At 73.4% G+C, this 13,398-nt stretch carries 14 protein-coding genes; 8 read left to right on the top strand and 6 right to left on the bottom strand.

Features of this window, described 5'->3' with window-relative positions; all coding sequences use genetic code 11:
• The first annotated feature begins 10 nt into the window (after positions 1-10).
• Both SMA5143A_RS19230 and SMA5143A_RS19225 read left to right on the top strand, forming a co-directional pair.
• Positions 11-955: a metal ABC transporter permease gene (locus tag SMA5143A_RS19230; RefSeq protein WP_107464137.1), complete on the top strand. Its 945-nt coding sequence runs from the start codon at positions 11-13 to the stop codon at positions 953-955.
• A gap of 70 nt (positions 956-1,025) precedes the next feature.
• Positions 1,026-1,448 (top strand): Fur family transcriptional regulator, encoded by a 423-nt coding sequence (locus SMA5143A_RS19225; RefSeq protein WP_107464136.1) that lies wholly within the window; start codon positions 1,026-1,028, stop codon positions 1,446-1,448.
• A gap of 108 nt (positions 1,449-1,556) precedes the next feature.
• Here the strand turns inward: SMA5143A_RS19225 and SMA5143A_RS19220 are convergent, their stop codons facing one another.
• Genes SMA5143A_RS19220 through SMA5143A_RS19205 form a run of 4 tightly spaced genes read right to left on the bottom strand, consistent with a single transcriptional unit; the run spans position 1,557 to position 3,992 of the window.
• Positions 1,557-2,075, bottom strand: coding sequence for a YcxB family protein (locus SMA5143A_RS19220; RefSeq protein WP_107464135.1), 519 nt, complete (start codon positions 2,073-2,075; stop codon positions 1,557-1,559).
• A 3-nt stretch (positions 2,076-2,078) separates the two neighbouring features.
• On the bottom strand, positions 2,079-2,915 hold the full coding sequence (locus SMA5143A_RS19215) for an isoprenyl transferase (protein WP_055540198.1): 837 nt from the start codon (positions 2,913-2,915) through the stop codon (positions 2,079-2,081).
• A 43-nt stretch (positions 2,916-2,958) separates the two neighbouring features.
• Positions 2,959-3,708 (bottom strand): DNA repair protein RecO, encoded by a 750-nt coding sequence (gene recO / locus SMA5143A_RS19210; RefSeq protein ID WP_055715195.1) that lies wholly within the window; start codon positions 3,706-3,708, stop codon positions 2,959-2,961.
• Between the two features lie 53 nt (positions 3,709-3,761).
• Positions 3,762-3,992 carry a hypothetical protein gene (locus tag SMA5143A_RS19205; protein ID WP_107464134.1) on the bottom strand — a complete coding sequence of 77 codons (231 nt, stop codon included), beginning with the start codon at positions 3,990-3,992 and terminating at the stop codon, positions 3,762-3,764.
• A gap of 290 nt (positions 3,993-4,282) precedes the next feature.
• Here SMA5143A_RS19205 and SMA5143A_RS19200 point away from each other — a divergent pair, with 290 nt between their 5' ends.
• The 5 genes from SMA5143A_RS19200 (at position 4,283) to SMA5143A_RS19180 (ending at position 10,218) form a co-directional block, all read left to right on the top strand.
• Positions 4,283-4,855, top strand: coding sequence for an antibiotic biosynthesis monooxygenase (locus tag SMA5143A_RS19200; protein ID WP_107464133.1), 573 nt, complete (start codon positions 4,283-4,285; stop codon positions 4,853-4,855).
• 15 nt (positions 4,856-4,870) lie between these two features.
• Entirely contained in the window at positions 4,871-5,458 is a 588-nt protein-coding gene (locus tag SMA5143A_RS19195; RefSeq protein WP_375136515.1) for an HD domain-containing protein, read from the top strand.
• A 212-nt stretch (positions 5,459-5,670) separates the two neighbouring features.
• The gene (locus SMA5143A_RS19190) at positions 5,671-8,781 is read left to right on the top strand and encodes an AfsR/SARP family transcriptional regulator (RefSeq protein WP_107464132.1); all 3,111 of its coding nucleotides are present in this window, start codon (positions 5,671-5,673) and stop codon (positions 8,779-8,781) included.
• Positions 8,782-9,192: 411 nt separating this feature from the next.
• Entirely contained in the window at positions 9,193-9,852 is a 660-nt protein-coding gene (locus tag SMA5143A_RS19185; protein WP_107464131.1) for a M15 family metallopeptidase, read from the top strand.
• Between the two features lie 129 nt (positions 9,853-9,981).
• Complete coding sequence (locus tag SMA5143A_RS19180) at positions 9,982-10,218, top strand: hypothetical protein (RefSeq protein ID WP_219923596.1); 237 nt, start codon at positions 9,982-9,984, stop codon at positions 10,216-10,218.
• A 26-nt stretch (positions 10,219-10,244) separates the two neighbouring features.
• Here SMA5143A_RS19180 and SMA5143A_RS19175 read toward each other — a convergent pair whose 3' ends face one another.
• Together SMA5143A_RS19175 and SMA5143A_RS19170 are read right to left on the bottom strand one after the other, a co-directional pair.
• Positions 10,245-10,685 (bottom strand): protein-tyrosine phosphatase family protein, encoded by a 441-nt coding sequence (locus tag SMA5143A_RS19175; RefSeq protein WP_107464130.1) that lies wholly within the window; start codon positions 10,683-10,685, stop codon positions 10,245-10,247.
• Between the two features lie 15 nt (positions 10,686-10,700).
• The gene (locus tag SMA5143A_RS19170) at positions 10,701-11,456 is read right to left on the bottom strand and encodes a FadR/GntR family transcriptional regulator (protein WP_375136517.1); all 756 of its coding nucleotides are present in this window, start codon (positions 11,454-11,456) and stop codon (positions 10,701-10,703) included.
• A 313-nt stretch (positions 11,457-11,769) separates the two neighbouring features.
• On the opposite strand from SMA5143A_RS19170, the gene SMA5143A_RS19165 reads away from it, so the two are divergent.
• The gene (locus SMA5143A_RS19165; protein ID WP_107464129.1) at positions 11,770-13,398 is read left to right on the top strand and encodes an ABC transporter substrate-binding protein; all 1,629 of its coding nucleotides are present in this window, start codon (positions 11,770-11,772) and stop codon (positions 13,396-13,398) included.

The following is a 13,398-nucleotide window of genomic DNA, read 5'->3' as shown; positions in this document are numbered from 1 at the left end:
GGCACCCCTCATGGAACTCCTGAACTACGCCTTCATGCAGCGGGCCCTGCTCGCCGCCGTCCTCGTGGGCGTCACCGCCCCCGCGATCGGCGTCTATCTCGTCCAGCGCCGCCAGGCCCTCATGGGCGACGGCATCGGCCATGTCGCGATGACCGGCGTCGGCCTCGGCTTCCTGCTGTCCTGGTCGCCGGTGTGGATGGCGACCCTGGTGTCCGTGCTGGGCGCGGTGCTGATGGAGCTGATCCGCTGGTACGGCAGGACCCGCGGCGACATCGCCCTCGCCATGCTCTTCTACGGCGGCATGGCCGGCGGTGTGATGCTCATCAACCTCGCGCCCGGCGGCACCAACGCCAACCTGATGTCGTTCCTGTTCGGCTCGCTGTCGACCGTGTCGCAGGAGGACATCACCGCGATCTGTGTCCTGGCCGCCTTCGTGATCGTGATGACGCTGGCGCTGCGCCGGCAGCTGTTCGCGGTGAGCCAGGACGAGGAGTTCGCGCGGGTCACCGGTCTGCCGGTGCGGGCGCTGAACCTGCTCACGGCGGTCACGGCGGCGGTGACCGTGACGGTGGCCATGCGCGTCGTCGGCCTGCTGCTGGTCTCCGCGCTGATGGTGGTGCCGGTCGCGGCGGCGCAGCAGCTCACCCGCAGCTTCGCGGCGACGTTCGCGCTCGCCGTGGCGATCGGGGTGACCGTGACGATCGGCGGCACCGTCACCTCGTACTACCAGGACGTGCCGCCCGGCGCGACGATCGTGCTGCTCGCCATCGCCGCGTTCATGCTGCTCACAGCCCTGGCGACGCCGCTGGCCCGGCGACGCGCGAAGGCGGCGGTGACGGCGGCGGCCGACCCCGCGGAGTGTGTGATCCCGGGGGCCGCCGAGGCCGCCGGGGCGGGGGCCGCCAGGGACACGATTCCGGCCGGCCGGGGCTCCGCCGAGGGGTCCGCCGGGTGACCGGCGTCTGACCGGGGTGCCGCCGGGCTGGCACAATGGCCCGGCAAGACCGCGACGTGAGGAGGCAACGGTGACGACCGCTGGACCTGTACGAGGTCGTTCCACCCGGCAGCGGGCCGCCGTGGCCGCGGCACTCGACGAGGTCGACGAGTTCCGCAGCGCGCAGGAACTCCACGACATGCTGAAGCACCGTGGCGACTCGGTGGGGCTCACCACCGTGTACCGCACGTTGCAGTCCCTCGCGGACGCGGGCGAGGTCGACGTCCTGCGGACGTCCGACGGGGAGTCCGTGTACCGGCGGTGCTCCACCGGGGAGCACCATCACCACCTGGTCTGCCGCATGTGCGGCAAGGCCGTCGAGGTCGAGGGGCCCGCGGTGGAGAAGTGGGCCGACGCGATCGCGGCGGAGCACGGGTTCGTGAACGTGGCCCACACGGTGGAGATCTTCGGCACGTGCGCGGAGTGCGCGAGCGCGTCCGCGGGTGCGGAATAAGCGCCGTTCGCATCCGTGGGTGCCCGGTGAGCGCCGTTCGCGACCGCGGGTTCGTGGGGGCTGGGCGCGCCCACGCGGCGGAGCCGCATGTGTCACAGCCCCGCGCCCCTAGGTGGGCAAGCCGAGCCTCTGGTTCAGAAGTGCCCGGAGAGCCGCCACATCGCTCGTGACCCGCTTCGGGAGCAGGATGGGCGCCGGGGCGTACTCGTGCGCGTCCAGGAGGACGAACGTGCCGCGGGTCTCCGCGTAACGGGTGATCTCGCTCCAGCGGGACATCCGGGGCGCGCCCCGGTCCGTGGTGGTCGTCACGCCCCAGAGGTCCAGCACCGTGCGGTGCACGCCCCTGGCCTCCGCCCGGCGGTGCAGACGGCGGGCCTGGGCCCGGGGCAGCACGACCAGGCCCACGAGGGCGGCGCCCAGGCCCACGAGGCCCTGGGCGCCCGGGGTGCCGCCGAGCGCCAGGGAGACCGCCGTGACCAGGGCGCCCGCGCCCGCGGCGAAGAACAGCAGGCCCCGCCCCCAGCGGCCGGCGGCCGAGGCGCGCGTGGCGACGCGCAGCGCCTCACGGAAGTCCCCGACCGTCGCGCGGTACACCAGCTCGACGTGCTCCCCACCGGCCTCGGCCACGGGTCAGTCCTCCTGTCGCCCTTCCATGGCCAGCAGTTCCTCGTTCGGGATGGCACCGCCGAAGCGGCGGTCGCGGGAGGCGAACTCCACGCAGGCGCGCCACAGGTCACGGCGGTCGAAGTCCGGCCAGAGGACGTCCTGGAAGACCATCTCCGCGTACGCGCTCTGCCAGAGCAGGTAGTTGGAGGTGCGCTGCTCGCCGCTGGGCCGCAGGAACAGGTCGACGTCCGGCATGTCGGGGTAGTACAGGTACTTCGCGAAGGTCTTCTCGGTGACCTTGGAGGGGTCGAGGCGCCCGGCGCGGATGTCCTCGGCGAGGGCCTGCGCGGCGTCGGCGATCTCGGCGCGGCCGCCGTAGTTCATGCAGAAGTACAGGGTCAGCAGGTCGTTGTCCTTGGTCTGCTCCTGGGCGACCTGGAGTTCCTTGGCGACGGACTTCCACAGCTTGGGCATCCGGCCCACCCAGCGGACCCGGATGCCGAGTTCGTCGAGCTGGTCGCGGGTCTTGCGGATGAAGTCGCGGTTGAAGTTCATCAGGAAGCGGACCTCGTCGGGCGAGCGCTTCCAGTTCTCGGTGGAGAAGGCGTACAGGGAGATGTTGCGCACGCCGATCTCGATCGAGCCCTGGAGGACGTCGAGGACGCGCTCGGCGCCGACCTTGTGGCCCTCGGTGCGCGGCAGGCCCCGCTCCTTGGCCCAGCGGCCGTTGCCATCCATGACGATCGCCACGTGCCGGGGGACGAGTTCGCCGGGGAGCTTGGGCGCGCGGGCACCGGACGGGTGCGGCTCGGGCGTCTTGTACTCGCGGCGCTGACGCCCCAGGAACCCGCGTACCACCATGTGCTTCTCGTCTCCTCTGTGGTGCTTGCGGCGCTGTGGCCGCTCAGGACTTTTCCACGTACCGAAGGGAGCGCAGGCCGCGCTCCAGATGCCAGTGCAGATAGGCGGACACCAGTCCGCTCCCCTCCCTGACGTACCGCGGCTCGGCGGCGTCCGCGGTCGCCCAGTCCCCCGTCAGCAGCGCGCCGAGGAGTTCCAGGGCCTGCGCAGAGGGTACGACGCTGCCGGGCACCCGGCAGTCCACGCAGACGGAGCCCCCCGCCCCCACCGAGAAGAACCGATTGGGTCCGGGCAGACCGCACTTGGCGCAGTCGCTGAAGGTGGGGGCGTAGCCGTTGACGGCGAGGGAGCGCAGCAGGAAGGCGTCGAGGACGAGATGCGGGGCGTGTTCGCCGCGGGCGAGGGTGCGCAGGCCGCCGACGAGCAGCAGGTACTGCTGCACGGCGGGCTCGCCCTCGTGGTCGGTGAACCGCTCGGCCGTCTCCAGCATGGCCGTCCCGGCGGTGTAGCGGGCGTAGTCGGTGACGATGCCGCCGCCGTAGGGGGCGATCGTCTCGCTCTGGGTGCACAGGGGCAGCCCGCGGCCGATCAACTCGCTGCCCCGCGCGAAGAACTGCACGTCCACATGGGAGAACGGCTCCAGCCGCGCCCCGAACTTCGACTTGGTGCGCCGCACCCCCCGGGCCACGGCCCGTACGCGTCCGTGACCGCGGGTGAGCAGCGTGATGATCCGGTCCGCCTCGCCCAGCTTCTGGGTGCGCAGCACGATGCCGTCGTCGCGGAACAGACTCATGGGCCCATTCTCGCCTACGACGGCGCCGTGACGGACCGCTCAGGGGCCGTACTTCAAGGGACCTCCCCCCGGCTGCGGGCGTTCTCGTGGGCGGTCACGGCGCGCAGCCGCTCCGTCGTCGTCGCGGCCCGTACGGACCGGGGTGGGCAGTCCCACTCCCGTCCGCCGCCCACGGGCCGCAGCTGGACGTAGGGCCCCTCGTGGCCCATGACGCGGCCGACCTGCCCGGTGCGGGTGTCCACCGCGTAGGTGCCGATCGGCGGCTTCCTGCCGTTGCCGTTCACCGCGGGGCCGCCGCCGGGTGCCGGTGCGCGGGCCGTGCTCCCGCGGTTCTCGCGGGTCCCCGCCGCAATTCCTCCACCGTGTCCTCCGCCTCACTCGACGCACCGCGCCGGGTCTCGTCCCCCGAGCCCTTCGCCCATTGCCTTCACGGTGCTACCCCCGCCGCATCGACTTTCACTCTTCGCGTCCTGACGGTGACCCGCTGTGTCTAGACTCGGCGGGAGTCTGTGCTCCACGCCCGCGGGAGCCGTCGACGGGGCATGATCGGCGCCGGGCGTGGCACCACGTCCTCATGCAGACCTCGCGAGTCCGGTGCGACGAGCCCGTCACCACCGTGTTCACCTGGCAGGTGCGGCCGGGCAAGGAGGACGTCTTCGAGGAGTGGACCAAGGGCGTCACGCGCAGCGCCTCCCGGTTCCCCGGCAACGAGGGCGTCGCCTGGCTGCGGCCCGAGGAGGGGCACCGGTTCCACGCGGTGCTGCGCTTCTCCGACACGGAGCGGCTGGGCGCCTGGCTGACCTCCGACGAGCGGGCGCGCTGGCACGCGCGCATCGACGGCGTCGCCACGGAGGTGAGCAGTGAACGGCAGTCCACCACCGGCATGGAGACCTGGTTCGATCTGCCGGGCACGAACGGGCCGGCGCCGCCGCGCTGGAAGATGGCGCTGACGACGTTCCTGGGCGCGTATCCCTTCACGCTGCTCATCCAGTGGCTGGTGGCCCCGCACACCGCCGGCTGGCCGCTGCCGCTGCGCGCGGCGCTCTTCCCCCTGGTGCTGCTGCCGACGCTGACATTCGCGGTCATGCCGTTCCTCAGCAGACTGCTGCGGAGATGGCTGTATCCGTCACCGTCGTCCACGCGATGACGCACACTGGCCCGCGTGACCGTCGCCGATCCGCTGACCGCCGCCGCCGAGCCTCCTCTGCGCCCCCTGCCCGAGCGGGCCGCCGCCCTGCTGCGCGACCTCGGGGCGCCGCCCCGGCTCGCCGCGCACCTCCGGCTCGTGCACGACGTGGCGGTCGAGCTGGCCGACTGGGTGGAGCGGCGGCACCCGGGGCTGCCGTTCGACCGGGCGGCCGTGCTGTTCGGGGCGGCCACGCACGACATCGGGAAGACGGCGCACGTCGAGGAGTTGTCCGGCCCCGGCTCCGCGCACGAGGAGGCCGGACGCCGGCTGCTGCTGGACCGCGGCGTGGAGCCGGAACTGGCCCGGTTCGCGGGGACCCATGCCGCGTGGGCGGCGGACCCGGCCATCGGCTTCGAGGACCTGCTGGTCGCCCTGGCCGACAAGGTGTGGAAGAACAAACGGGTGTCAGGGCTGGAGGACCTGGTGGTCGGCCGGCTGGCCGGGGTGAGCGGGCGCCCCGTGTGGGAGGAGTTCCTGGCCCTGGACGACCTGCTCTCGGCCCTGGGCGCCGACGCGGAGCGGAGGCTCGCCTTCCAGGCGGCGTATCCCGTACGCCCGTAATCCTCGCCTCCGCCACATCACTCGCACAGCTCGCCCACGAGGGCATGTCGAATCTCCGTGTCGTCCACCTAAGATTCCCTGTGGTTACCCCGTTTTACGACAACTCTCTGGCGCATCATGCGTCCTGGGAAACCACTCGGCGTGCATGAGCGTCGAACACTGCGTGAGCAGCCGCTGTCCCGGCGGTCCGACGGCACGGAAGATGGGGACCCGTGGAGCTGGAATTCCGACTGCTCGGCCCGGTCGAGGCGTGGCATGCGGGGAGACCTCTGCGGCTGGGCGGCCCCAAGCCGCGCGCCCTGCTGGCCGTGCTGCTGCTGCGGGCCGGGCAGGTGGTGCCCGCGGACGTGCTGGTGGACGCGGTGTGGGGCGAGGATCCCCCGGACACCGCGCGGGCGCTGGTGCAGACGTATGTGTCGGCGCTGCGGCGGGCGCTGCCCGGGGACGCGGCGGACGCCATCGAGACGCGGCCGCCCGGGTATCTGATGCGGCTCGGGGTCGGGCGGGTCGACCTGGCGGAGTTCGAGGCGCTGACGGCGGAGGGCCGCCAGGCCGCCGCCGCCGGTGACCACGAGGGGGCGGCGCTGCTGCTGCGGGCGGCGGCGGCGCTGTGGCGCGGTCCGGCGCTCGGCGGGGTCGGGGACGCGCTGCGGGGTGAGGCCGGGCGGTTGGAGGAGGCCCGGCAGGCGGCGCTGGAAGAACGTATCGCCGCGGAGCTGGAGGCCGGGGGGCACGAGGCGGAGCTGGTCACCGAGCTGACCGCGCTGGTGGGGGCGCATCCGACGTGGGAGCGGTTGCGGGGACAGCTGATGCTGGGGCTGTACCGGCTGGGCCGGCAGGCGGACGCGCTCGCCGTCCACGCGGAGGGGCGGGCGGTGCTCGCCGAGGAGCTGGGCCTGGACCCCGGCCCGGAACTGACCGGGCTGTACGAGGCGATCCTGCGGGCCGATCCGGAGCTGCTGGCGCCCGGCGCCACCGCCGCCGCCTCGCGGGGCGCCGCCGTGCCCCGGACGGTGTCCCTCCTGCCGCCCGCCATCGGGGACTTCACCGGGCGGGAGGAGGAACTGGCCTCGGTCGTCGCGGGGTTGTCCGGGGAGCGGGAGGCGATGCCCGTCGTGGTGGTGTCGGGGGCCGCCGGGGTCGGGAAGTCGGCGCTCGCCGTGCAGGCCGCGCACCGGGTGGCGGGCGCGTACCCCGACGGGCAGCTCTACGCCGAACTCCACGGTTTCAGCGAGCCCGTGCCGCCCGCCGAGGTGCTGGGCCGGCTGCTGCGGGCCCTCGGCGCCGATCCGCCGGAGGACACCGCGGAGCGCGGTGATCTGTTCCGCTCCCTGGTCGCGGGGCGGCGGATCCTGCTGGTGCTGGACGACGCGGGCGGCGAGGCGCAGGTCCGGCCGCTGCTGCCGGGCAGCGCGACCTGCGGGGTGCTGGTCACCTCGCGGGCCCGACTCGGCGGCCTCATCGGGGCGCGGCGCACCGACCTCGGCGTCCTGGACGACGTGCGCGGCCTGGAGCTGCTGACCCGGGTGACCGGCCCGGAGCGCACGCCCGGCGATCCCCGCGAGGAGGCCGCCGCCCGGCGCATCGTCGAGCTGTGCGGCGGGCTGCCGCTGGCGCTGCGGATCGCGGGAGCCCGGCTGGCGACGCGGCGGCACTGGACGCCGCGGGTGCTCGCCGAGCGCCTCGCCGACGAGCACCGCAGGCTCGACGAGCTCGCGGTCGGGGACCTGGCGGTACGGGCCAGCCTCGGCCTCAGCTACGAGGCGCTGGACGGGTGCGCGCGCCGGGTGCTGCGGCGCATCGCCACGCTGGGCTCGGCCGATGTGGCCGTGTGGGCGGTGGCCGCGCTCGCCGACACCCCGGAGGACGAGGCGGAGGAGATCCTGGAGCGGCTCCTCGACGCCCAGTTGATCGACTGCCCCGGCACCGACCATGTCGGGCAGCCCCGCTACCGCCTCCACGACCTGGTCCGTGTCTACGCCGCCGAACGCGCCGAGGCGGAGGACCCGCCCGGTGACCGTACGGCGGCGGTGGGCCGGGCGCTGTCCGCGGGGCTGTGGCTGATGGACCGGGTGACGAAGGCGGCGCCCTCGGGCGCGGTGGTCCTCCGACAGGGCTTCGCCCTCAAGGGGCGCGGGACCGTCCCGAGCGCGGCCCCGTCACGGGGGTGCCCGCGAGCCGGTGACGGCGGGCAGGCCGAGACCCCTCCCCCCGTGGGCGCCCGCACCACCCGGCTCGCCCTGGAGGACCCCTTCTCCTGGTTCGACGCGGAGGCGGACGCCCTGACCTCCGCGGTGGAGCGGGCGGCGGCGATGGGTCTGCACACCCTCGCCTGTGAGGCGGCGGCGGCCCTGTGCTCCTCCTCGTTCGCCATCAAGAACCGCTTCGACGCGTGGTGGCGCAGCCACGACGCGGCGCTCGCGGCGGCCCGCCGCGCCGAGGACCGTTCGGGCGAGGCCCTGCTGATCATCGGTCTCGGGCAGCTGCGGTACGAGCAGGACCGCATCGCGGAGGCCCAGGAGTACTTCCGCACCGCCGAGCGGATCTGCACCGAACTCGGCGATGTCCGGGGCCGGTCCGCCGCGCTCGCCGGGCTGGGCAGCGCCTGCCGTGAGGTCGGCGAACTCCGCGAGGCGGAACGCGCGTTGACCGACGCGGCCGACGGCTTCCGGCGGGTCGGCGACGACACCGGGGTCGGGGTCGCCTGCCGGTACGGCGGTTCCGTACGGCTCGAACTCGGCGACCAGGAGGGGGCGTTCCCGCTGCTCGACGAGTCGCTGCGGGCCTACCGGCGGCTCGGCAGCCGGCGCGGTGAGGCGCTGGCGCTGCGCACCCTCAGCCTGGTGCACCGCTCGCTCGGCGCGTACGAGGAGGCGGCGCGGGTGGCCGAGCAGGCGCTGGAGATCCTGCGCGCCCTCGGTGACCCGCACATGGCGGCGTACGCCCTGCGGGCCCGCGCCAAGGCCCGGCTGCGGCTGGGGCGCACACAGGGGGTGGAGGCGGAGCTGCGGGAGATCCTGGAGGTCTGCCGGGTCCACGAGGACCGGTTCGGTGAGGCGCTGACGCTGCGCACCCTCGGCGAGTGCGCGTTCGCCGAGGGCCGGACGGCGGACGCGGACGGTCTGCTGACCGCCTCGGCGGCCCTCTGGGAGGTCCTCGCCCTGCCCCTGCCCCGTGCCCGCGCGCTGCGGAACCTGTCCGCGGTGCGGGCCGCGCTCGGTGACCCGGAGGGCGCCGCCGCGCTGCGCGCGGAGGCCATGGCGGTCTTCGAGGCGTGCGAGGCCCGGGAGCGGTACGAACCGTGGCCGGGGGCGTCGGCGTAACCCCCGTCCGGGCCGGTCAGGGCGGTGGCCGCGGGGCCGGGCGGCTGCTTCGGCGCGGCTTGAACTCGCTTGCGGCCGACTTGCAGAGAACTTCCAGCGGAGCCCGGCATTCTCGTGGTTCTCGGGGGAACAACGGATCGGCCGGGCGACCACCGCCCGGCCGGTCGGCCCACCGGAACGCACAGGGGACGGACCGGCGGGAACATGAACACAGTGGGATCGGATCGGCAGAACGGACGGGTCGTACGACCGTCGCCAGGCCACAGACCACCACTCAAGGGGGGAAGCCCCCGGGGAGGGACATCAGGGGATCAGGTCCCTCCCCGGGGCGCAGCCTCATCCCCCGCGACACACCTCCGGTACGAGGCCCAGGAAGCACTCGGGACTCGTGGACCCTGTGGAAGACGACGCATGCCTTCGATCATCCTGATGAGCGACCCCGAGGTCGCCCGCGTCCCGGTCCGGGACTGCGGTGAACCCCTCGTCGATCTGAGGGAACTGCCCTTCGTGGTGGTCGACCCGCGCCAGGCCGACGCGGCGGGCGCGTTCGCGCACCTGCGCGAGGGCGTGGCCTGGCGGCTGGCCAGGGCCGCCCGGCTGCTGCCGGACGGGCTGCGGCTGCTGGTGACGGAGGGGTACCGGCCACTGGCCCTGCAGATCGAGTACTTCGAGGCGTACGCGGCCGAGTTGCGGCTCGCCAACCCGGACTGGCCGGAGGAGTATCTGCGCGAGCAGACCAGCCGTTCCCTCTCCCCGCCGGAGATCGGGCCGCATGTCGCGGGGGCGGCCGTCGATCTGACCCTGTGCACCGCCACCGGCGAGGAGCTCGACATGGGGACGGCGGTCGACGCCAGCCCCGAGGAGAGCGACGACGCCTGCTACACCGACGCGCCGCACATCTCCGAGGCGGCCCGGGGTAACCGCCGTATCCTCTCGGCGGCGCTCAGCACGGCCGGACTGGTCAACTACCCCACCGAGTGGTGGCACTGGTCGTACGGCGACCGCTACTGGGCGCTGATGACCGGGGCGCCCGGCGCGCTCTACGGGCCGGCCGAGTTCGGCGGCCCGTAGCCGGGAGGGTCCGGGGACCTGGGGGCCCGGGACCCTCTCCCGCCCCCGCCGTCCCTACCCGTCCCATCCCCGAGGGCTGTACCCGAACCCCTGTTGTCGCCTCGGCGGCAAACCCCGTAGCGGGGGCTCATGGGCAGCACCCTGCGGATGGGGCGGGCAGGGACGGCGGGGGCTTCGCCGTGTGCGCAGCCACCCGCCGCCGACCGGTCCAGCCTCCGGTTCCGGCTGCTCCACATCCGGGACACGATGAACGTCGTCGCCCCGGCGGCGCTCCCCGCCCGGCTGGAGGCGGCGGGTTCCACGGAGGTGGCCGTGGCCGTGCACGAGGACGGCGGCCCTCTCCGCTTCCGCGCCCGGTGTCCCTGACCGCGCCGCCGTTGGGCTCGCGGGCGTCAGGTGGTGAAGCGGCGTACGTAGCGCCGCTGCCACGGGGTTTCCACGGCGTGCCGGTCGTAGTGCCGGCGCACATAGGCGACGGCCTCCTCGGGCGGTACGCCGTCCAGGACCGCCAGGCAGGCGAGCGCGGTGCCGGTGCGGCCCCGGCCGCCGCCGCAGGCGACCTCGACGCGTTCCCCGGCCGCCCGCTCCCGGACGTCCCGGAACACCTCTGCCGCCTCCGCCCGGTCGGCGGGCAGCCGGAAGTCGGGCCACCGCAACCAGCGGGCCTCCCAGGGCACTTCGGGCGGCTCCTTGTCGAGCAGATACACCGCGTACGTCGGCGCGGGACCGTCGGGCAGCGGATGCCTCAGGCCCCGCCCGCGCACCAGCCGCCCGGACGGCAGCCGCAGCACACCGGGGGCGTCCGGGCTCCAGGATTCGTCGGTGTCGGTCATCCGGTCAGCTTAGGGTCACGCGTCCCGGCCCACGGTGTGCTCGGGGGAAGCCGTCGCCGCGCGGGCCTCGATGCCGCGGAAGTGCTCCGACATCGCCCGCTGGGCGCCCTCGACGTCGCGGGCGCGCAGGGCGGCGACGATGTCGCGGTGGCGGCGGACGGTCAGCTCCGGCGTGGGGTCGTCGGTCCAGCCGCGGGCCCCGGCCACCCGCAGGAAGACCGTCCAGAAGGCGCCGAGCAGCTGGGGGACGAGCGCGTTGCCGAGGGAGGCGTAGAGCAGCTCGTGGAAGTCGCGGTCGAGTTCGGCGACGGGCTCGCCCGCCCGGCCGGCCGCCTCCATCCGGTCGACGACGGCCGCGAGGGCGTCCAGCTCCGCCTCGGTGAGCGTGCCCGCGACCCGGCGGACGAGCCCCTCCTCCAGCACCTCGCGGATCTGGAGGACCTCGGCGAGCGCGGCGGTGTCGCCGTCGGGCCGGGCGAGCGCACGGAAGGTCAGGCCGTCGACGAGCGGCGTCAGGGACGCCTCGCCGACATAGGTGCCGTAGCCGTGCCGGATGTCGACTATGTCGAGGGCCTGGAGCGCCTTGAGGGCCTCGCGCACGGAGTTGCGGCTGACCCCGAGGTCCTCCATCAGCTCCGTCTCCGTGGGCAGCGGCGCCCCCGCCCGCAGTTTGCGGTCGAGGATCAGCTGCGTCACCGCCCGCTGGACCTGGCCGCTCACCCGCCGCTCGGGCCGGCGCCGGCCGCCGCTCTCCTCTGACATGCGCCGCATCGTACGCTCGCCGGGCATCCGACGACCCACCTCCGGACGGGAACCACGGGAAGGGACCGGGGGAACACCAGGTGAACACCGGGTGGCCGCCCCGGCGAATTCTCCCCCAACGGCACCTCAACCCTCCTTGTTTCCTACCGGTGTTGCCCCGTCATTGGTCGTACCTCTGGCGGCTACGCCATTCGTGTGCGATCCCTTGACCGCCCCCACGGGCGCTCCTAAGGTCACGCTGCCCCCTGTAGGACGTAGGACGTCGTACCTCCGTCATCGAGCCCCCACCGCTTCGCTCCCCCGCTGCCTCCTTGGAGGAACCGTGCGCGATGTGACCCATGACGCCCCGGCACCGGCCCGACGGTCGTTCCTCAGGCACTCCGGCGCGCTGGGCGCCGCCGCTGCCCTGTCGCCCGCCCTGGCCGCCTGTTCGGCCGGGCCGGCGTCCACCAACGACACCGGCGGTGGCGGCGGACGGAACGGCACCCTGACCGCCGTCATCGGCTACGGCAACGACGGCAGCTGGGACCCGACCCAGACCGCGTCCGCGTTCTGCATGGCCGCCAACAACCACATCTACGAGGGCCTCCTCGACACCGACCCGCTGTCCCGCGAGCCGTACGCGGCACTCGCGACGGCCGTGCCCGGCGACCTCGGCGGCACCTCGTGGAAGTTCAAGCTGCGGCCCGGCGCCACGTTCCACGACGGGAAACCGGTCACCGCCGACGACGTGGTCTTCGTCTACGAGCGGATCCTCGACCCCGGCACCCAGACCCTCGCCAAGGGGTTCTTCGCGAGCTGGCTGAAGGAGGTCCGGAAGGTCGACGCGCGCACCGTCGAGCTGGTCCTCAAGTTCCCCTTCCCCGACGGCGTCGCACGGCTGACCCTGGCGAAGATCATGCCCAAGCACGTCTTCTCCCGGCCCGGCGCCTGGGAGGAGGCCATCAAGGGCAGGGCGATCGGGTCGGGTCCGTACCGGCAGACGGCCCACCACCCGAAGTCCAACACGACGTTCGAGGCGTACGCCGACTACAACGGGCCCCGTCCGGCCGCGTTCCGGAAGATGAACTGGCTGACCATCGTGGACGCGGCGCCCCGGGTCGCGAAGATCTCCGGGGCGAGCGCGGGGGCGCAGATCGCCGACAACATCCCGTACGCCGACATCGGGCAGTTGGAGAAGGGCGGGATGACCGTCCAGGGCGGCTCCGGCATGAACAACCTCTTCCTGATGTTCAACACCCGGCACAAGCCCTTCGACGACGTCCGCGTCCGGCAGGCCCTGCACCACGCCGTCGACCGCGACAAGATGATCGAGGTCGCCCTCAAGGGGCACGGAAAACCGGCGAGTTCCTTCCTCAACGAGGGAAACCCCAGCTACCGGCCGGCGAAGACGGTGTACGGGTACGACCCGGAGAAGGCGAAGGCGCTGCTGGCCGAGGCGGGCGTGCGCGATCTGCGCGTCGACATCCTCGCGGTGAACGTGAGCTGGGTCGTCGACTGCCTGCCGACCCTCAAGGCGTCCTGGGACGCGATCGGCGTCGAGACGACGCTCTCGCCGCAGGAGACGACCGCGGTGTTCACGAAGATGGACCAGAAGCAGGACTACCAGGTCGTGGCCGCCGCCTCCAACCCCAACCAGTTCGGCCTCGACGCGGACCTGATCATGCGGTACAACTACGGCCCGCAGAACCTGTGGATGCGGTACGCGCGCTGGGCCGACGCCCCGGTGGCCAGGAAACTCTTCGCGGACATGGACCGGGCCACGAAGGAGCCGGACGCCGACCGGAAGAAGGCGATGGTCCAGGACTACCTCGACGTCGTCGCCGAACAGGCCGTGCTCTACCCGGTGGTGCACAACGAGCTGATGACGGCGTGGGACCCGAAGCGGCTGTCGGGGATAAGGGCGCAGCCCTATCCGGGGATCAACCTGCTCCAGGCCAAGTGGGTCTAG

Origin of the sequence: Streptomyces sp. MA5143a, from assembly GCF_900290235.1 — a bacterium.
Classification (GTDB): domain Bacteria; phylum Actinomycetota; class Actinomycetes; order Streptomycetales; family Streptomycetaceae; genus Streptomyces.
Note: the sequence above shows the minus strand (reverse complement) of the source record. Positions and strands in the feature narration are given on the sequence as shown.

Coding starts and splice junctions, on each gene's coding strand:
- SMA5143A_RS19230 (WP_107464137.1), top strand. CDS start 11: ATGGAACTCCTGAACTACGCCTTCATGCAGCGGGCCCTGCTCGCCGCC.
- SMA5143A_RS19215 (WP_055540198.1), bottom strand. CDS start 2,915: ATGGTGGTACGCGGGTTCCTGGGGCGTCAGCGCCGCGAGTACAAGACG.
- recO (WP_055715195.1), bottom strand. CDS start 3,708: ATGAGTCTGTTCCGCGACGACGGCATCGTGCTGCGCACCCAGAAGCTG.
- SMA5143A_RS19200 (WP_107464133.1), top strand. CDS start 4,283: ATGCAGACCTCGCGAGTCCGGTGCGACGAGCCCGTCACCACCGTGTTC.
- SMA5143A_RS19185 (WP_107464131.1), top strand. CDS start 9,193: ATGCCTTCGATCATCCTGATGAGCGACCCCGAGGTCGCCCGCGTCCCG.
- SMA5143A_RS19180 (WP_219923596.1), top strand. CDS start 9,982: ATGGGCAGCACCCTGCGGATGGGGCGGGCAGGGACGGCGGGGGCTTCG.
- SMA5143A_RS19175 (WP_107464130.1), bottom strand. CDS start 10,685: ATGACCGACACCGACGAATCCTGGAGCCCGGACGCCCCCGGTGTGCTG.
- SMA5143A_RS19170 (WP_375136517.1), bottom strand. CDS start 11,456: ATGCGGCGCATGTCAGAGGAGAGCGGCGGCCGGCGCCGGCCCGAGCGG.